Annotated in this window: 13 protein-coding genes; 6 read left to right on the forward strand and 7 right to left on the reverse strand. The window is 35.2% G+C overall.

Going from position 1 to position 20,101, the window contains the following annotated elements; genetic code table 11:
• Nucleotide 1: 1 nt before the first annotated feature.
• From ileS to panC, 7 genes are all read right to left on the reverse strand, one after another.
• The gene (ileS, locus tag CDH49_RS01315; protein ID WP_100614440.1) at nucleotides 2-3,442 is read right to left on the reverse strand and encodes an isoleucine--tRNA ligase; all 3,441 of its coding nucleotides are present in this window, start codon (nucleotides 3,440-3,442) and stop codon (nucleotides 2-4) included.
• A 91-nt stretch (nucleotides 3,443-3,533) separates the two neighbouring features.
• Nucleotides 3,534-3,998: a hypothetical protein gene (locus CDH49_RS01320; protein WP_100613508.1), complete on the reverse strand. Its 465-nt coding sequence runs from the start codon at nucleotides 3,996-3,998 to the stop codon at nucleotides 3,534-3,536.
• 113 nt (nucleotides 3,999-4,111) lie between these two features.
• Complete coding sequence (radA, locus tag CDH49_RS01325) at nucleotides 4,112-5,470, reverse strand: DNA repair protein RadA (RefSeq protein WP_100613509.1); 1,359 nt, start codon at nucleotides 5,468-5,470, stop codon at nucleotides 4,112-4,114.
• 51 nt (nucleotides 5,471-5,521) lie between these two features.
• On the reverse strand, nucleotides 5,522-6,673 hold the full coding sequence (locus CDH49_RS01330; protein ID WP_100613510.1) for an alpha/beta hydrolase: 1,152 nt from the start codon (nucleotides 6,671-6,673) through the stop codon (nucleotides 5,522-5,524).
• A 91-nt stretch (nucleotides 6,674-6,764) separates the two neighbouring features.
• Nucleotides 6,765-7,733: a lysylphosphatidylglycerol synthase transmembrane domain-containing protein gene (locus tag CDH49_RS01335; protein WP_100613511.1), complete on the reverse strand. Its 969-nt coding sequence runs from the start codon at nucleotides 7,731-7,733 to the stop codon at nucleotides 6,765-6,767.
• A gap of 4 nt (nucleotides 7,734-7,737) precedes the next feature.
• On the reverse strand, nucleotides 7,738-8,088 hold the full coding sequence (gene panD / locus CDH49_RS01340) for an aspartate 1-decarboxylase (protein ID WP_100613512.1): 351 nt from the start codon (nucleotides 8,086-8,088) through the stop codon (nucleotides 7,738-7,740).
• Between the two features lie 13 nt (nucleotides 8,089-8,101).
• Nucleotides 8,102-8,950, reverse strand: coding sequence for a pantoate--beta-alanine ligase (panC, locus tag CDH49_RS01345; RefSeq protein ID WP_100613513.1), 849 nt, complete (start codon nucleotides 8,948-8,950; stop codon nucleotides 8,102-8,104).
• Nucleotides 8,951-9,237: 287 nt separating this feature from the next.
• On the opposite strand from panC, the gene CDH49_RS01350 reads away from it, so the two are divergent.
• The 6 genes from CDH49_RS01350 (at nucleotide 9,238) to atpD (ending at nucleotide 20,090) form a co-directional block, all read left to right on the forward strand.
• Nucleotides 9,238-10,047 carry a glycogen/starch synthase gene (locus CDH49_RS01350; protein ID WP_100613514.1) on the forward strand — a complete coding sequence of 270 codons (810 nt, stop codon included), beginning with the start codon at nucleotides 9,238-9,240 and terminating at the stop codon, nucleotides 10,045-10,047.
• Nucleotides 10,048-10,069: 22 nt separating this feature from the next.
• On the forward strand, nucleotides 10,070-11,764 hold the full coding sequence (locus CDH49_RS01355; protein ID WP_100613515.1) for a DUF4270 domain-containing protein: 1,695 nt from the start codon (nucleotides 10,070-10,072) through the stop codon (nucleotides 11,762-11,764).
• Between the two features lie 164 nt (nucleotides 11,765-11,928).
• The gene (glmS, locus tag CDH49_RS01360) at nucleotides 11,929-13,776 is read left to right on the forward strand and encodes a glutamine--fructose-6-phosphate transaminase (isomerizing) (protein WP_100613516.1); all 1,848 of its coding nucleotides are present in this window, start codon (nucleotides 11,929-11,931) and stop codon (nucleotides 13,774-13,776) included.
• Nucleotides 13,777-13,987: 211 nt separating this feature from the next.
• Nucleotides 13,988-16,768 (forward strand): TonB-dependent receptor, encoded by a 2,781-nt coding sequence (locus tag CDH49_RS01365; protein WP_100613517.1) that lies wholly within the window; start codon nucleotides 13,988-13,990, stop codon nucleotides 16,766-16,768.
• Nucleotides 16,769-16,779: 11 nt separating this feature from the next.
• Entirely contained in the window at nucleotides 16,780-18,414 is a 1,635-nt protein-coding gene (locus CDH49_RS01370) for an SGNH/GDSL hydrolase family protein (protein ID WP_100613518.1), read from the forward strand.
• Between the two features lie 167 nt (nucleotides 18,415-18,581).
• Entirely contained in the window at nucleotides 18,582-20,090 is a 1,509-nt protein-coding gene (gene atpD / locus CDH49_RS01375) for a F0F1 ATP synthase subunit beta (RefSeq protein WP_100613519.1), read from the forward strand.
• Nucleotides 20,091-20,101 lie beyond the last annotated feature (11 nt).

Here is a 20,101-nt window from a genome sequence, read left to right on the forward strand (position 1 = left end):
TCTAGTGTTTTTGAATAAACAACTTGGTGTTTACATCATCAAAGGCAATATCGATGCCTTGGGTTATCTGATCTATAATTTCAAGTTCTTCTGTTAATGTTTCTGTTTTTATATATTCTAAATTCGAGTTGACTGCTTGTGCCATTTTATCATCTTTTTGAAGTTTCACATCAATACGATCTGTGACTTCAAAACCTGAGTCTTTACGTAAATTTTGAATGCGGTTTACAAGTTCCCTTGCGATACCTTCTTTTCGTAATTCCTCAGTAATGGTAATATCTAAAGCTACTGTTAATGCGCCTTCGTTGGCTACTAACCATCCTTCAATATCTTGCGATGTAATCTCCACATCATCAATGGCTAAAGTTATATTTTTTCCATTAATAACCATATCCAAAACCCCATTTTGTTCCATTTTGTTAATATCTTGCGCGGTAAAGTTAATTACTTCGTTCGCTATGGCTTTCATATCCTTACCGAAACGGGGACCCAGGGTTTTAAAATTGGGCTTAATTTGTTTCACCAATATATCTGAAGCATCTTCTAAAAGCTTAACCTCCTTAATATTAACTTCATGCTTAATTAAATCTGAAACTGCTAAAATTTCATCTCTTTGCTGCTTACTGCTAACAGGAATCATTATTTTTTGAAGTGGCTGACGTACTTTTATCTTTTCCTTAGCTCTTAACGATAATACTAAAGATGATATTGTTTGCGCTGCTTCCATTTTACGCTCTAAACTTTTATCTACAAAAGTGGCGTCATAAACTGGAAAATTTGCTAAATGGACACTCTCAAATTGTTCTTTTTTGGTAACGGAGTTCAAATCCATGTACAACCTGTCCATAAAGAACGGTGCGATTGGCGCGCCTAACTTTGCAATGGTTACCATACACGTGTAAAGTGTTTGGTATGCCGAAATTTTATCTGGTTGGTAATCGCCTTTCCAGAAACGTCTTCTGCTTAAACGCACATACCAGTTACTTAAATAATCTTGTGTGAAATCTGAAATGGCCCTTGCTGCTTTTGTTGGCTCGTAGTCTGCATAATATTCATCTACTTTCTTGATTAATGTGTGTAATTCTGAAAGTATCCAGCGGTCTATTTCTGGTCGTTCATTTAAAGGAATATCAGCTTCACTATAATTGAACTCATCCAAATTAGCATATAATTGAAAGAACGAATAGGTATTATAAAGCGTTCCGAAAAATTTACGTTTTACTTCTTCAATACCTTCAACATCGAATTTTAAATTATCCCAAGGATTGGCGTTAGAAATCATATACCAGCGTGTGGCATCGGCACCAAAAGTTGATAATGTTTCAAAAGGGTCTACGGCATTTCCAAGACGTTTGGACATTTTTTGTCCGTTTTTATCCAATACCAATCCGTTCGACACCACGTTTTTATAGGCAACGGAATCGAAAACCATCGTAGCAATAGCATGAAGTGTATAAAACCAACCACGAGTTTGGTCAACACCCTCAGCTATAAAATCGGCTGGATAGGATGTCCCTTTATTAATCAAATCTTTATTTTCAAAAGGATAATGCCATTGTGCATAAGGCATGGCACCAGAATCGAACCAAACATCTATTAAATCGCTTTCGCGTTTCATGGGTTTGCCAGATGAAGAAACTAATATAATCTCATCTACAATGTTTTTATGTAAATCGATTTTGGCATAGTTTTCTTCGGAATTGTTGCCCACTTCAAAATCTTCAAAAATACCTTTTGAAAGCACGCCCGCTGAAACTGCTTTTTGCATTTCGGCCTTTAATTCTTCAACCGAACCGATACAGATTTCTTCCTTACCATCTTCGGTTCTCCAAATGGGTAATGGAATGCCCCAATACCGTGAACGTGATAAGTTCCAATCATTGGCATTCGCCAACCAATTACCAAAACGACCTGTTCCTGTAGCTTTTGGTTTCCAGTTGATGGTTTCGTTAAGCTGGAACATACGGTCTTTTACATCCGTCACTTTAATGAACCAAGAATCTAACGGATAATAAAGAATGGGTTTATCGGTACGCCAGCAATTAGGATAACTATGTTTATATTTTTCAACCTTAAAGGCTTTGTTTTCTTCTTTTAATTTGATTGCAATCTCTACATCTACTGAACGCTCTGGAGCTTCACCATCGTTATAATACTCATTTTTCACGTATTTACCAGCAAACTCACCGACTTCTGGTCTGAACCTTCCTTGTAAATCGACAAGAGGCACTAAATTACCATGCTCATCTTTTACCAACATAGGAGGTACTTCTGGCACGGCTTCTTTAGCAACTTTAGCATCATCGGCTCCAAATGTTGGCGCGGTGTGAACGATTCCTGTACCATCTTCAGTGGTTACGAAATCTCCTGAAATCACTCTAAAAGCATTTTCTGGATTGTCGTTTGGAAGTGTATATGGTAATAATTGTTCGTATTTAATTCCGACTAAGTCTTTCCCCAAACATTCCCCAATAATTCTATATGGAATTTTTTTATCGTCTGGTTTGTATTCTAGTAATTCTGCTTTTGTTTCAACTAGACTGAACTTTCCTGAAAACTGATAGCTCACTAATTTTTTAGCCAAAATCACATTCATTGGCTGGAATGTGTATTGGTTATATGTTTCAACTAAAACGTACTCAATTTTAGGCCCAACAGTCAACGCTGTATTTGAGGGTAATGTCCAAGGCGTCGTCGTCCAAGCCAGGAAGTAAGCCTCCCCCGACCCTTCCGAAGGAGGGGAGATCTTAAAAGCATCCAAAACAGATTTTGATCCCCCTTTGGGGGCTAGGGGGCTTTTAAACTGTGCCACAACCGTTGTATCTGTCACATCTTGATACGTTCCCGGTTGATTCAACTCATGCGAACTTAAACCTGTACCCGCTTTTGGAGAATACGGTTGAATGGTGTAACCTTTATATAATAAATTTTTATTATAAATTTCTTTTAGCAACCACCAAACACTTTCCATGTATTTAGGTTCGTAGGTAATGTATGGGTTTTCCATATCTACCCAATAACCCATTTTTTCGGTTAGGTCATTCCAAATATCAGTATAGCGCATCACGGCTTTTCTACACGCATTATTGTAATCTTCAACCGAAATTGTTTTTCCTATATCTTCTTTGGTAATTCCCAATTCTTTTTCAACGCCTAACTCAATGGGAAGCCCGTGCGTATCCCAACCCGCTTTTCGTTTTACTTGAAAACCTTTTTGGGTTTTATAGCGGCAAAAAATATCTTTTATGGCACGTGCCATCACATGATGAATTCCTGGAAGTCCGTTTGCTGAAGGTGGCCCTTCAAAAAACACAAACGATTCGTTGTTTTCTCTAGTGGAAACACTTTTTTCAAATATGCTATTTTCTTGCCAATAGTTGAGAATTTCTTCTGCTACTTTTGGTAAGTCAAGTCCTTTATACTCAGGAAATTTTGCGCTCATTATATCCAATTTCATTTCGAGGTGCGAAATTAAGGAATTTTGATAAAATAGCGAGTTTAATTAAAGTAAAAAAACCATTAAGCTAACTGTATTAATGTGTTTCGTTAAACTCTTGTTGAAAGCGCCTTGCCTTGGCTATGAAAAGTTTTTGTTCTTCTGGGCTAATATTTTGTGACGAAACCACTTTACCATTGTTAAGATATAATTTCTTTGAGTTTGAATTCCCAGAAGAAGAATCAAAATAACTAAGCTTATTATTTTTAAAATAATACTTTTCGGTGATGGTTTTATCCGTTGTTTCTACGTTTGTAATTTTTAATAATTCACTTGTTTCTTTATTAAAAACTACGGTGGACTTAAATTTTCCGATGTCTTTAAACCCTTCGGCATCTGTTAATGCGCCTTCAGTAATGTCAGTTCCCAAGGCTTTGTCTGAATCTATTTTTGCGGAATGTAATTCCACTTCTTTTATTAAACTTTCAGGGTTTTTAGAGACCTTTGTGCCACATGAAACCAAAACAATACCCAATACCAAATATAAAAGTCGTTTTCCCATATTATAAATTTAAACAAAAAAGCCAATAGTTTTGGCTTTATGCAACCATATATCAATAATTAATATTAACTCTACAATGACAAAAAAATTGTTTTAGCTAAGGCAAAACTGCTTTAAACCAAAACACCCACTAAATCTTCTATTTTTGAAATGAGTTGGATTTTAATAGACGTGTTTTTAAGTGCTATTTTGTTATATTTAGAAACAAAAATGGTGGAAAATCCTAATTTTTCAGCTTCCAATATACGTTGTTCCACACGCTGGACTGGGCGAATTTCTCCAGACAATCCAACCTCAGCAGCAAAACATACGTCTTTTTGCAAAGCAACATCTTCGTTTGAGGATAAAATAGAAGCAACCACGGCCAAATCTATAGCCGGATCATCAACATTAATCCCTCCCGTAATATTTAAAAAAACATCTTTAGCACCTAAACGGAACCCAGCACGCTTTTCTAAAACCGCCAGAAGCATATTTAAACGTTTGGCATTAAAGCCTGTGGCGCTGCGCTGTGGTGTCCCATAAACTGCCGTGCTCACCAATGCTTGAACTTCAATCATTAACGGACGCATGCCTTCTAATGTCGCTGCAATAGCATTTCCAGATAATTCTTCATCTTTCTTAGAAATCAATATTTCGGATGGGTTGGAAACTTCACGCAATCCAGAACCTTGCATTTCATATATACCAAGTTCATTTGTAGAACCAAATCTATTTTTATGAGCTCTTAAAATTCTGAATACATGATTTCTGTCTCCTTCAAATTGCAGCACGGTATCTACCATATGCTCTAAAATTTTCGGCCCAGCAATATTCCCGTCTTTAGTAATGTGACCTATAAGAATTACGGGGGTAGCGGTTTCTTTTGCAAACTTAATTAGCTCGGCTGCACATTCCTTTATTTGTGAAATACTTCCAGAAGATGACTCGATATAATCGCTATGCAATGTTTGAATAGAATCAATAATAACAATATCGGGCTCTAAAGCTTCAATTTGTTTAAAAATATTTTGGGTTTTGGTTTCGGTAAGAATGTAGCAATTATTCGTGTTTGGGTTAATACGCTCTGCTCGCATTTTTATTTGTTTCTGACTTTCTTCACCAGAAACATACAAGGTTTTATAGGGTAATTTTAATGAAATTTGAAGTAGTAACGTACTTTTCCCTATACCGGGTTCGCCCCCTAATAAGGTTAAAGATCCTGGAACAATGCCTCCGCCCAAAACCCTATTAAATTCACCATCAAAAGTATCTAGTCGTACTTCGTTTGATGCATCAATATCTTTTATTTTTAATGGAATAGCTGCTTTTTTTACTGCAGAGGTTGGCGATTTCCAATCACTTTTTTCGGGTGTCTGAATAACCTCCTCCACAATGGTATTCCACTCTTTACAAGCTGTACATTGCCCTTGCCACTTGGCATATTGATTGCCACAACTCTGACAAAAAAAGGTCGTTTTTAATTTAGCCATATTCCTATCCTAACCTCTCAAAGAAGAGGGATTAATTGTTATAAATTTATATTAATAACCGAAATCGGCTTTAATGGCATCTGATTTCTCCATCATTAAATCTTTGGTAATACCTCCAATTTCTTCGAGGATGTAAGCCGATTGATAGGTTTTCATTGCTTTTTTGGGATCGCCTGTTTCTTCCTGAAAACGAGCTGCGTAATAACTTCCCAAAAGGGTTTTAGGATATTGCTTTTGTGCCATTTTACCCAATTCTTCATAATATTCAAACTTTCTCGTTTTTTCTATAGCTGCGGAAATAGCTTTAAAATCGTTAATAAGAATTTGCTTTTCTATTCCGAATAAATCTTTTATAGCTTGATATTTCTCTTGTAAATAGGAAACGGGAGACGTATCTAATTTAAGAATGGTTTCTTGATATTCCTTTTTACTGATGGGTTGAAAAACATGAAAAATACTTTCTAAAGCATTTGGTAAAGCATGTGTTGGAAGCGAATAATGCGTTGGGTTTTCAAAAGTGTCGTATTTATACAACAGGTTTTTGTTATCAATTACTTTAATATCCACATTTAAAGCTTCGGTCATTTTTTTTATGGACTCTGAATCGTTGTTGGTTGTTGCTAAATAATAGAAGGTTTTTGTTTGTATTTTAGACAAGCGCTCTGGAAGATACGTTATCATTTTAGGTGCCAATTCTGGACTTATTGCTATATATGCCTGAAACAAAGGTTGTTCTTTAAGTAAATAGTAATTTATAAAATTAGCGGTTTCACCATGCCCAATGGCTACTTTAAATTTTCCTGTTCTGTAAGTGCTTTCAATAAAAGGAATGACTTCTGCGCCAATAAACTCAAAAAAAGCTGCTCCCGTTTCCACTGGTAATGAGTTTTGTGCTGAATACATGGAATCTTCAAAGCGATCTTCAAATTGATTAATCCCAACTACAATAGCTTCGGGCATATCTTCCCAGTAGGTATAATAATCCACATTTCCCGCCACCGCTTCAAATAAATAATCGCCGTCTAGCACAATGAATAAAGGATAGCTTTTATCTTTATCGTTATTATAGCCTCTTGGCAATTGAATTTTTAACTCCCTTGTTGTACCTAACTTTGAAGACTCTAAGGTTTTGTATAATACTTGAGCATTCATAAAACTGGTGGAAGCTAATATGAGAAATAGGTAAATGATTGGTTTCTTCATTTTTAAAATGATTTGAGATTTAATATATGGCAAGGTAAGAAATAAGCCCTAACTTTTCAAGAAGATAAAAAACGAAATGTGATGTGTTGTTTTAAAGGGTTTTTATATCTGATTTTCTATTATAAATAGGCAAATAGATTAAAGATAATCCACCAAAAATAATAATCATGAGTGTTTGTGCAAACCACATAATCCAACCAAAAGCAATACTAGGCTCTTCGGGTATATTAAAAATTGATAAAGCGGCATAAATAGCTACCGGATAAGAACCTATGCCTCCATTGGTGGCAGCAATACTAAAACTCCCTGCAATAAAACCCACTAAAATGGCACCTAATGACAAATTTCCTAAATCTTTAAAAGCAAGAGATGTGACATAAAACATGAGCACATACATAACCCATATAAATAGTGTATGAAAAATAAAAGCCCACTTTTTTTTCATTTTGAAAATACTAAGTACGCCTTCAATCAAACCGTTTACAAATGCTTTTATTCTTAAAGCCATTTTTGAGGTGCTTCTCTTTAAAAATCTAAAAAACAAGACTCCTAAAAAAGTCAACAAAACAAAGACAATCACAATTTTCATAGGATTGAATTTTTCAATTAACATACCATATAAAAAATCAAATTGTATAAAAAGCGTTATTAGTATAATGGCAAACATCACAATTAAATCGGCTATTCTCTCGGCAACAATAGTTCCAAATCCTTTTTCAAAAGGTACGCTTTCGTAATTTGTTATGATGGTAGCCCTCGCTATTTCTCCAGCTCTGGGTATCGTGTAATTAATTAAATATGCTGAAAAAATGGCCATCACGCTGTTATTAAACTTAATTTTATGACCCAACGGCTCTAATAAAAATAACCAACGATATGCTCTGGATAAATGGCTAAGAAATCCAAAAAGCATGCCGAGTACAATCCACCTATAATCTGCCTCTTTAAAAAAAACAACTAATTGACCAAAAGAAACTTTGTGTAAGGAATACCAAACTAAAAAAACTGCCAATAGTAATGGGAGTATGATTTTTAGTGCTTTAGATGTTTTTGGATTCAAAAGTCTATTTTAGCAAGTTTGTGGCTTCATCTGGAAACACTAAGGAAGGTTTAAATACTTTTGCTTCTTCTATATCCATAAAAGCATAGGTAATTAAAATAAGGGTGTCTCCTACAGATACTTTTCTTGCGGCGGCTCCGTTTAATGTGATTTCACCGCTATTTCGAGGTCCAGGAATCACATAGGTTTCAAGTCGTTCTCCGTTGTCATTATTAACAACTTGAACTTTTTCACCTTGTATGATGTTTGCAGCATCCATTAAGTCCTCATCAATAGTAATACTACCAATGTAGTTAAGTTCTGCACTTGTACATTTAACCCTATGAATCTTAGATTTTACTACTTGAATTTGCATGTGGCAAAGATAATTAATTTAATGCGATATTGTCAATAAGCCTAATATCATCTGCGTAGACCGCTATAAATCCTCTATATTTTTTATTCTTAGATTTTCGTTTTAATCCCTTTAAGGTATTAATATCTGCAATTATAAAATATTCCAATTTTAACAACTCATGATTGGCAAACTGATTTTCAACCCATTTAGTTACCCAATTAGCACTTTTTGTGCCAAAATATACTTTGGCAGTTTTTAATGTTTTGTATATAAAAGGTGCTGCTTTAATATACTCTGGTTTTAGTCGTGTATTTCTTGAACTCATTGCAAGACCACTACTTTCTCGGTGTATTTTACATCCAATTACATTTACGGGAATGTGATGTTTTTTTACTAACTTTTTAATAATTTGTAATTGCTGAAAATCCTTTTCTCCAAAATACGCATTGTTAGGTTTTATAATATCGAAAAAACGTTTTACAACGGTGCCTACACCGTCAAAATGACCCTGACGAAATTTCCCTTCCATTTCAAATTCAAGTCCATCAAAATCGAAACTTTCCGATGTTGTTCTTCCTTCATATATATCGTCAACAGTAGGTGCATAAATCAAAATATCTTTAGAAAGCGTGGCTAAAAGCGATATATCTCTATCTAAAGTTCTTGGATATTTTTTAAGATCATCGGGGTTATTGAACTGTGTTGGATTTACAAAAATGCTTACCACAACCACATCATTATTTTGTATTGCTTTTTCAACTAATGCCAAATGTCCCTGATGCAATGCCCCCATAGTTGGAATAAAACCAATGGTTTGCCGTTTTACCTTGTAAGTATCCATAGCAGCAACAATATCCTTCTTTCCTGAAAAAACTTTCACCTTCTATTATAAAATTAACGCTGGCAAACTTAAGATTTTACAATCAATCTGCATAAATTTTTGTACTTTTGCGTGTTTTTTATTTTGAATCTTCAAAAGAAAGACATTTATGTAGCTCTCATAAACTTTTTTTCAATTAGAAAAATCGCATAAAGCAGTTACATAAAATCATCAAAAAAACGGCAAAAGCAAACATGTGAAATGAGCCACAAGAATAAGTTTATACAAACCGAAGCGTTTAATGGCGAATTGCATTTGACCATTAAAAAACAAATAAATATAAGCAGATGAAAGATAAGAGGATATTATATGTATCATCTGAAGTAGTGCCTTATTTACCAGAGACCGAAATTTCATCAATGTCTTTTGAAGCACCAAGATTAGTGAATCAACAAGGTGGTCAAATAAGAATTTTCATGCCCAGATATGGAAATATTAATGAGAGAAGACATCAATTACATGAGGTTATTAGGCTTTCTGGAATAAATTTGGTAATCAACGATTTGGATATGCCCCTTATAATAAAAGTGGCATCCATACCTAAAGAACGGATTCAAGTTTATTTTATTGATAATGATGAGTATTTTAAAAGAAAAGCAACATTAACAGACGAAAATGGCGTATTGTTTGCCGATAATGATGAGCGTGCTATTTTCTTTGCCAAAGGTGTTATTGAAACTGTTAAAAAATTAAATTGGTCTCCAGATGTTATTCATGTACACGGTTGGCTAGCGGCCTTACTTCCTATATATCTGAAAGAATATTACAAAGACGAACCATTGTTTAACGAAAGTAAAATTGTTACCTCTGTATACAATCAAAGTTTTAACAATACGTTAAGTCTAGATATGCTTAATAAAGTTAAATTTGATAATCTTAATGAGGACTCCATTAAAGTTTTAGAAGAGCCATCTTATGTCAATTTAATGAAAATTGCCATTGATTACTCTGATGCTTTAATTGTTGGATCGGAGGAAATTCCCAAGGATTTAACAACCTACATGAAAGATTCCAATAAGCCTGTTTTAGAATACAAAAATAGAGATGATTTTGGTGAAGCTTACACGAAATTTTTTAATAATGAAGTTTTAAGCTAACGAAACATTCTTAGATAATTATATGAAAAAGATATTTAAAGCCCTTAATTTTACTGGTATTAGTCTGTTTTTGATAATCTCTGTTGTTGCATGCGACAAAGATTTTAGCACGGTTGAAAGTGATGTTTTAGGAGAAGACAATATTAATTTTAATACGGGCAAAGTAAACTTGCCTATTACAGCTTACAATAAAAAACTGGACTCCTTACAGATCAATAATTTGTCATCAAACTTATTAGGTGTGTTTAATGATCCCGCTTATGGCCAAACAACGGCAAGCATCATTACCCAGATATCACCATCACCAAGTGGATTTAATCCTGATTTTGGTGATAACCCTGTTATAGATTCTGTAGTTTTAACAATTCCTTATTTTAGTAGAACTATAACAGACTCTACCTATACAATAAGTGATTCGTTATATGGAAATGGTCCCATTCACTTATCAATTTACAAAAACAATTATTTTTTACGGGATTTTGATCCAAACTCCCCAACAAATGCACGACAAAATTATTATTCAAAAGCAGACGGTTCTATAAACACTACCGATAATTTTGCTATGAGTAACAATACAATAATAAATTTTGACACCAACAGAGGGGAACTATTATTTGAAGATGCCGAATTTGTGCCTAGCAATAAAACTATTGTCACAGTAACCATGGACGAAGATAGCACAATAACAAGAACCAAATCTGCACCTGCTTTAAGAGCTAAATTGGATGTTAACTTTTGGAAAACGACAATCATAGACAAAGAAGGTCAGCCTGAACTAAGCAATGAAAATAATTTTAAAAACTATTTTAGAGGATTATATTTAAAAGCTCAATCTATAAATGATAATGGTAACTTGGTTTTATTAAATCTAGCATCCACTAGCTCTAATGTAACCATTTACTATTCTAAAGACGACACTGCGGCTACAGGAGAAAGAACCCAAAGCACTTATATTTTAAATCTCGCTAGTACAGCCTCAATTAATATCAACAGATTAAACACCTTTATCAATAATTACTCGCTAGTTACCTTAACCAACGGAGACAAAACCTTGGGTGATGAAAAACTTTATTTGAAAGGCGCTGAAGGTTCTATGGCGGTGGTTGATTTGTTTAGTGGCATGGTTGAATGCGAAAATGAAGATGGTACCACCTCAATAGTTACAGCTTTAGAATGTTTTAAAAAAACATATAGAGTTCCTGATGGCAATGGAGGATATAAAAAAGACAGCTTTGGCAACTTTATTTTAAAACAATTGATTAATGAAGCACGCTTGGTAATTTATGAAGATGAAGGTATGGTTGGGCCTACCGATTATCATAAATATGATAGAATTTATGCTTATGATGTTAAAAATAACACCCCAACAATCGATTATATATTTGATCCCATTACAAACAGCTCCTCTCCTTTAAGTTCTAAAATAGTTAGTTTAGGACAAAGAGACCCTGCTCAATTAAAGTACAAAATACGCCTCACAGAACATTTAAAAAGCATTTTAATTAGGGACTCTACCAATACAAAAATAGGCTTGGTTTTATCTTCAAATGTAAACTTGACCGATAATTCAAAGATCTTAAACAGTAACAATACAGTAACTAATGTTCCGTCTACATCCATTATAACGCCAAGAGGCACCATTTTACATGGTACTAATGCAAATGTTCCTGAAAATAAAAGAATGTCATTAGAAATATTCTTTACTGAGCCCAAGTAAATTAAACAAATAGGCAGCTGTAAAGTTTATACTAAAACAGTATATTTTATATATTAGAAATGACTTTCATCGTTTAAAAAAGAACTTATATATAATAATTATCATAGATTGATATTTATTTTTCATATTTGTTTTGATTATTAATTAACCCAAATCATATTATTATGTGTGGAATTGTTGGATATCTAGGACATCGAGATGCTTATCCTATTATTATTGAAGGCCTTAAACGATTAGAATACCGTGGCTATGATAGTGCAGGAGTTGCTCTATTTGATGGTACAAATCTTAATGTTTCAAAAACAAAAGGTAAAGTTACTGACTTAGAAAATTGTGTAGAAAATCAAATTTCTAAAAAAGGAAACTTAGGCATAGGCCATACGAGATGGGCTACCCATGGTGTTCCTAATGACGTTAATTCTCATCCCCATACATCAAATTCTGGTGACTTAGTTATTATCCACAATGGAATTATTGAAAATTATGACTCTCTTAAACAAGAGCTTATTTCTCGTGGCTATACATTCAAATCTGATACGGATACCGAAGTTTTAATTAATTTAATAGAAGACGTAAAAAAGAAAGAAAATGTAAAGCTTGGTAAAGCGGTTCAAATAGCACTAAACCAAGTAATTGGCGCTTATGCGATAGCTGTATTTGATAGAACAAAGCCTGATGAAATTATCATTGCTCGTTTAGGAAGCCCATTAGCTGTTGGCATCGGTGATGGCGAATTTTTTATCGCAAGTGACGCATCTCCCTTTATAGAATATACTAAAAATGCCATTTACCTAGAAGATGAAGAAATGGCCATACTTAGAGAAGGCAAAGATATAAAGATTAGAAAGATTAAAGATGACTCTTTAGTAGATCCCTATGTTCAGCAATTACAATTAAACTTAGAACAAATAGAAAAAGGTGGTTTCGATCACTTTATGCTGAAAGAAATTTACGAACAACCCAAAGCCATCAACGATACCTACAGAGGTAGACTTTTAAGAGAAGATGCTATTATAAAAATGTCTGGTGTTGAGGATAATATGAAGAAATTCCTTAACGCCGATCGCTTCATAATAGTAGCTTGTGGCACTTCATGGCATGCAGGATTGGTGGCTGAATACATATTTGAAGATTTAGCAAGAATCCCCGTAGAGGTTGAATATGCTTCTGAGTTTAGATATCGCAATCCTATAATTACTGAAAAAGATGTTGTTATAGCTATTTCGCAGTCGGGTGAAACAGCTGATACTCTGGCTGCTATTAAATTGGCAAAATCAAAAGGAGCTTTTGTTTTTGGTGTATGTAATGTAGTAGGTTCTTCAATAGCTAGAGAAACAGATGCTGGTGCTTACACACATGCCGGCCCAGAAATTGGCGTCGCATCAACCAAAGCCTTTACCACCCAAATTACATTATTAACATTAATTGCTTTGCGCTTGGCAAGAGCTAAAGGAACCATTTCTAGCTCTGATTTCCGTCACCATTTATTAGAATTAGAAATGATTCCTAAAAAAGTGGAAAAAGCTTTAAAAGCTGATGCTCACATAAAAGAAATCGCCTCAATATATAAGAATGTTACTAATTTCTTGTATTTAGGAAGGGGCTACAATTTTCCAGTTGCTTTAGAAGGTGCTTTAAAATTAAAAGAGATTTCTTATATACATGCAGAAGGCTATCCTGCTGCCGAAATGAAACACGGCCCCATTGCACTTATAGACGAAAATATGCCTATTGTGGTTATTGCAACTAAAACAGGACATTATGATAAAGTTGTAAGTAACATTCAAGAAATTAAATCTCGTAAAGGAAAAATTATTGGTATTGTTACTGAAGGTGATGTAACCGTTAGGGAACTTGCAGATCATGTGATTGAAGTGCCAGAAACTTTAGAATCTTTAACACCATTATTAACAACTATTCCTCTTCAATTATTATCTTATTACATTGCGGTAATGCTCGGTAAAAATGTCGATCAGCCACGTAATTTAGCTAAATCTGTTACGGTCGAGTAAAATTACAAAATTCACATGAATGATAAAATCCTATAATTAATTACAATTAATTATAGGATTTTATCATTTTTTTCGCTATTTTTTGTCAATAAAATAATTGATAGTCAATTTTTTAAATAAAAATACTATGCTTGCATAGTATTTTTATTAATTTTGATATGATTTTTAAGAAAGTTTACTGCCTTAATTTAATTAAAACTTAGCCTAAATTATGAAAACATCTATTTCTGTTTTATTGTTGTTTCTCTGTGGATGGTCGTACTCCCAAACAACAATTTCTGGAACTGTTCTTGACGACAGCGGACAACCCATTCCTGGGGCAAATATCATTGTAATTGGGACCTCAACTGGTACGGTTACAGATTTTGATGGTAATTTTACATTAAGTGTAATCCAACAACCCCCTTTTGATTTACAAGCTAGTAGCGTAGGTTTTGAAACCGCTACGGAAAGAATCATGTCAAACAATCAAACTGTTAATTTCACGCTTAAAGAAGGCACCTCATTAGATGAAGTTGTAATCTCTGCTTCAAGAACACCTGAACGTATTTTTGAATCGCCTGTTACCGTTGAGCGGATTGGCCTAAGAGAAATTAAAAGTACAGCTTCAGTTGATTTTTATGATGGTTTAGAAAATCTTAAGGGTGTGGATGTAAATACCAATAGTTTGACTTTTAAATCTGTAAACACTAGAGGTTTCGCCACTTTTGCTAATAATCGATTTATGCAATTGATTGATGGCATGGACAATTCTACCCCTGCCTTAAACTTTCCAATAGGAAATTTAGTGGGTATGACCGAAACAGATGTTTTAAGCGTGGAATTGTTACCTGGTGCATCTTCTGCTTTGTATGGAGCCAATGCATTTAATGGCATATTATTCATGCGTAGTAAAAACCCTTTTGATTATCCAGGTATAAGTGCTTCCGTAAAAAGAGGTATTACATCTCAAAAAGAAGCAGGCGATAACCCATATACAGATGTTAGTTTTCGTGCCGCACATAAGTTTAGCAATAAATTTGCAGGGAAAGTGAATTTTGGATATTTACTGGGAACGGATTGGGCAGCAACCAGTGAGGTTGATAAAACAACAGTTGGTGGCACTAGGGCAGACTTAAACTATGATGGTATTAATGTATACGGGGATGAAGTTTCAACAGATATAAATGGTGTTGCCATAACCTTAGAAGGGTTAGGTATATTACCTTCCGGGGCTAGTGCCTTGGTACCATCAGTAGAGGTGAGTAGAACGGGGTATAATGAACGAGATTTAACAAATTACAGAGCAGAGAGTATAAAAGCTGATTGGGGCTTATATTTCCGTCCATGGGAAAATGATTTTGAAATATCGTATGTAGGTAAAGTGGGTACAGGATCAACCATATACCAAGGAACTAATAGATATAATATTAACGGCTTTTTTCAACAACAACATAAAATAGAAATTAAAAACGATAATTTCTTTTTAAGAGGTTACACGGTTAGCGATAAAGCTGGCGACTCCTATGATATGGTGTTCACAGGAATTAATATCAATAGAGCTTGGAAAGATGATAATACTTGGTTTGGGGAATATGCAGGAACCTATGTTCAAGCAACACTTGGGGGCGCTACCGAGGCTCAAGCCCATGCCGCTGCCAGAGCTGTTGCTGAATCTGGGAGATTTTTGCCTGGTTCAGACGGCTTTAAAGCTGCCTTCAACAAAAGTATAAATGACCCAGACTTATCAACAGGTTCAAAATTCCAAGATGCTTCCAAATATTCCCATGCTGATGGAAATTATAATTTTAGAGATATCATAGAATTTGCCGAAATTCAAGTCGGTGGCTCTTATAGAACATATAACTTAAATTCGTCTGGCACTATTTATACCGATTTAAATGGCCCTATAAATTATTCAGAATTCGGAGTTTATACGCAAATTCAAAAGGATATAGACCTTAACGATGCATTAGATTTAAAATTAACTGGCTCGATTCGCTACGATAAATCCGAATTTTTCGACGGCTTTTATTCACCAAGAATTTCTGCTGGGTTAACAGTCAATAAAAACCACAATTTTAGAGGTTCTGTCCAAACAGGTTTTAGAAATCCAACAACCCAAGACTTATTTATTGGTTTAGATGCCGGTAGAGCTATATTAGTGGGATCTGCTCCTAGTAATTTAGATAGATATGTGAGAACGTTTGATGTGAGTGGAGGTGGTCAATTATTAGGGCAACCTGCAACCATTACACAAACTGGTCGAGTTGCTTACGAGAACTCTTATACTTTAAGCTCAGTTCAGGAATTAAGTGAAACAGGAAACCCTGGCGTTTTAGAAGTTTCTAATCCAGATTTGATTAAACCCGAACAAGTAACATCTGCTGAGGTTGGTTACAGAGGTAAATTCAATAATTTAATTGTTGACCTTAGTGCCTATTACAACAAATATAAAGATTTTATATCGCAAGAAGTTGTGGTAGCTCCATATTATGGAACTGTTGGAGATGGCTCTTTATCTGTTGCTTCTATTGCTAATGGTGATTATCAAGCGTATAGCACATATACAAACTCTGAAGCTGATGTTAATTCTTATGGTGCTTCCATAGGTTTATCAACTAAAGTGTTTGGTGATTTTGACTTAAGTGGAAGTTACACCTACGCAAAATTAGATTTTGATCAAAACCAATATCCCGATTTCGCAACGAATTTTAACACCCCAGAACATAAATTCAAAGCCTCTTTTGGAAATACCGAACTATTTAAAAACTTTGGCTTTAATGTGTCATACCGATTTAGTGATGATTACTATTGGGAAGGAACTTTTGGCAATGGTGTTGTGCCAGAATTTCATGTTGTAGATGCCCAAATTAACTTAGTAGTGCCAAGTTTGAAGTCCATATTTAAAGTAGGAGCAACAAACCTGGGAGGAAAAGAATATTTTACAGCCTTTGGCACAGGATTTATCGGTTCCATGTATTATGCTTCATGGACAATTAACAACTTATAAAAAAGATTATTATGAACACAAAATATATATGGCTTTTAATAATCCTTTTAGGATTAACAGCTTGTAACGACATTGAAGATGTCAGCAGACTTGAAGCTGAAGTTGAATTACCAGAACTAACCGCGGGCTCTGCCGATTTTTCAAATTATGTTGCCATTGGAGCATCTTTTACTGCCGGTTTTACCGATAATGCTTTATTTAAAGCTGCCCAAGAAAATTCATTCCCAAACATATTATCCCAACAATTTGCAAAAATTGAAGGTGGTTCTTTTAAACAACCTTTAACAAGCGATAATTATGGTGGCTTAGCCGCTGGCGGCACTAGAATTCCTGGTTTTGATCCAAGATTGGTTTTTGGAGGTGCGGGTCCCGTTCCTTTAGAATCGGTCGTGGGCCCTATAACCGTGACTACAGATATTGCTATCAATAAACCAACAGGTCCTTTTAACAATATGGGAGTTCCCGGTGCTAAAAGTTTTCATCTTCTTTTTAATGGTTATGGTAATATTGCAAATTTAGCAACTAAAACCGCTAATCCCTATTTTGTAAGAATCGCATCAAGCCCTAGTGCTACCGTGTTAGGTGATGCAATGGCCCAAAGCCCAACTTTCTTCACCTTGTCAGAAATTGGTGGTAATGATGTTTTAGGTTATGCAACTTCTGGTGGTGATGGTTCAAATACAATTACACCTAGTGCTGGAGCTGTTGGTGTTGGCTTCGACCAAACTTTTGGTTATATTGTCTCAACATTAACATCTGGTGGAGCTAAAGGAATTGTAACAAATGTGCCTTATATCACTGATTTACCTCACTTTACAACCGTTCCTTACAACCCTTTAAGTCCGTTAAATCCAGATTTCGGTCCTCAAATACCAACTCTTAATGGTATTTTTGGTCAGCTAAATCAGGTGTTTACTTTTCTAGGGGTTCCAGAACGGTCTATTGTTTTCTCCACTACAGATGCCAGCCCTGTCATTATTAAAGATGAAACTTTAGTAAATTTATCTGCTCAAATTGAAGGCGTCCTTAACGCAAGTCCTACCTTTCCTGCTTTTGTTCAAAGTTTCGGGTTGCCAGCTCAAGCAGCGCCCTTAGTAGCCAATTTATTTGGGCTCACTTACGGACAAACAAGAATGGCTAACGCTAATGATTTGTTGGTTTTACCAAGTAGTTCAGTCATAGGAACCATTAATATAGATTCCGTTACCTTTTTAATGACTCAAGGCCTACCTCAAACACTAGCTGGACAATTTTCTGCTGAAGGCATTACATTGCCACTAGCGGACAAATGGGTATTAATACCAAGCGAACAACAGGAAATCAAAGCTGCAACAGAGGCTTATAACACAACCATTGCATCGGTTGCAAACTCAAACCCTAATGTTGCTTTAGTAGATTTAAATGGTATCCTTCAAGAAGCAACTGCTAGCGGCGTTGTTTTTGATAATTATACGCTTCAAACAAGTTTGGTTACCGGTGGAGCTATAGGCTTGGATGGCATCCATCTTACAGCAAGAGGTTATGCTTATTTGGCCAATAAATTTTTAGAAAAAATTGATGAAGCGTTTGGCTCCAACTTTATAGCTTCTGGAAACGTAGCAAAAGCTGGAGATTACCCAACAAATTATGCCCCCACATTACAATAATGATATCTTAAGATACAAGTATAAAACACCTCCAAGAAAGAGGTGTTTTTTTATGACAAAAAAGCTTAAAAACGACTTTAATTATAAATTAAAAAATATATCTTTGCACGCGAAAACAAAATACGTATTTCATACAATTAAATCGCATAATATTAAACATATAAGTAATGTCTAAAATTACAGGTAAAGTTGCTCAAATAGTTGGTCCGGTGATAGATGTCGCATTCGAAGCAGGATCTACCCTTCCAAAAATCTATGATTCATTAGAAATCAAAAGACCAGATGGTACATTATTAGTATTAGAAGTCCAATCCCATATTGGTGAAGATACTGTTCGTACTATCGCTATGGATTCTTCGGATGGTTTAAGTAGAGGTACTGAAGTTGTTGCAACTGGCGCACCAATACAAATGCCGATAGGTGATGATGTTTATGGCCGTTTATTTAATGTGATTGGAGATGCTATTGATGGTCTTGGAGATTTACCTAAAGCGGGTAATGCTGGTCTACCAATTCACCGTCAAGCACCTAAATTTGAAGATTTATCAACGTCTACTGAAGTTTTATTTACAGGTATTAAAGTAATCGATTTAATTGAACCTTATGCAAAAGGTGGTAAAATCGGATTATTTGGTGGTGCTGGAGTAGGTAAAACAGTATTGATTCAAGAGTTGATTAACAATATAGCAAAAGGACATGGTGGACTTTCAGTATTCGCTGGAGTTGGAGAAAGAACACGTGAAGGAAATGACCTTTTAAGAGAGATGTTGGAATCTGGAATTATTCGCTATGGTGATGATTTTATGCATTCTATGGAAGCTGGTGGATGGGATTTATCTAAAGTTGATAAATCTAAAATGAAAGAATCTAAAGCGACTTTCGTATTCGGACAAATGAACGAACCTCCTGGAGCCCGTGCGCGTGTTGCCTTATCTGGTTTAACTATTGCTGAATATTTCCGTGATGGTGCTGGAGAAGCGCAAGGTAAAGACGTACTTTTCTTCGTAGATAACATCTTCCGTTTTACACAAGCTGGTTCAGAGGTATCTGCATTATTAGGTCGTATGCCATCTGCGGTAGGTTACCAACCAACATTAGCAACAGAAATGGGTGCGATGCAAGAGCGTATTACCTCTACTAAAAGAGGTTCTATCACATCTGTACAGGCGGTTTACGTACCTGCGGATGACTTAACAGACCCTGCTCCTGCTACAACATTTGCCCACTTAGATGCTACTACCGTATTATCACGTAAAATTGCTGAGTTAGGTATTTATCCTGCAGTTGACCCGTTAGATTCTACGTCTAGAATCTTGACAGCCGATATTTTAGGAAAAGACCATTACGATTGTGCTCAACGTGTAAAAGAGTTATTGCAACGCTATAAACAATTACAGGATATCATTGCTATTTTGGGTATGGAAGAGCTTTCGGAAGAGGACAAGCAAGCCGTATCAAGAGCAAGACGTGTGCAACGTTTCTTATCACAGCCATTCCATGTTGCGGAACAATTTACAGGTATCCCAGGTGTTTTAGTAGACATTAAGGAAACTATTAAAGGATTTAACATGATTATGGATGGTGAATTAGATCACTTACCAGAGGCTGCGTTTAACCTTAAAGGAACTATTGAAGAAGCCATTGAAGCAGGTCAAAAAATGCTTGCTGAAGCGTAATCAATTAATAA

This window comes from Confluentibacter citreus, from assembly GCF_002807055.1.
Taxonomy (GTDB): Bacteria; Bacteroidota; Bacteroidia; order Flavobacteriales; family Flavobacteriaceae; genus Confluentibacter; species Confluentibacter citreus.

Coding starts and splice junctions, on each gene's coding strand:
- panD (WP_100613512.1), bottom strand. CDS start 8,088: ATGCAAATTCAAGTAGTAAAATCTAAGATTCATAGGGTTAAATGTACA.
- atpD (WP_100613519.1), top strand. CDS start 18,582: ATGTCTAAAATTACAGGTAAAGTTGCTCAAATAGTTGGTCCGGTGATA.
- CDH49_RS01370 (WP_100613518.1), top strand. CDS start 16,780: ATGAACACAAAATATATATGGCTTTTAATAATCCTTTTAGGATTAACA.
- CDH49_RS01350 (WP_100613514.1), top strand. CDS start 9,238: ATGAAAGATAAGAGGATATTATATGTATCATCTGAAGTAGTGCCTTAT.
- CDH49_RS01365 (WP_100613517.1), top strand. CDS start 13,988: ATGAAAACATCTATTTCTGTTTTATTGTTGTTTCTCTGTGGATGGTCG.
- CDH49_RS01330 (WP_100613510.1), bottom strand. CDS start 6,673: ATGAAGAAACCAATCATTTACCTATTTCTCATATTAGCTTCCACCAGT.
- radA (WP_100613509.1), bottom strand. CDS start 5,470: ATGGCTAAATTAAAAACGACCTTTTTTTGTCAGAGTTGTGGCAATCAA.
- CDH49_RS01320 (WP_100613508.1), bottom strand. CDS start 3,998: ATGGGAAAACGACTTTTATATTTGGTATTGGGTATTGTTTTGGTTTCA.
- glmS (WP_100613516.1), top strand. CDS start 11,929: ATGTGTGGAATTGTTGGATATCTAGGACATCGAGATGCTTATCCTATT.
- ileS (WP_100614440.1), bottom strand. CDS start 3,442: ATGAGCGCAAAATTTCCTGAGTATAAAGGACTTGACTTACCAAAAGTA.
- CDH49_RS01355 (WP_100613515.1), top strand. CDS start 10,070: ATGAAAAAGATATTTAAAGCCCTTAATTTTACTGGTATTAGTCTGTTT.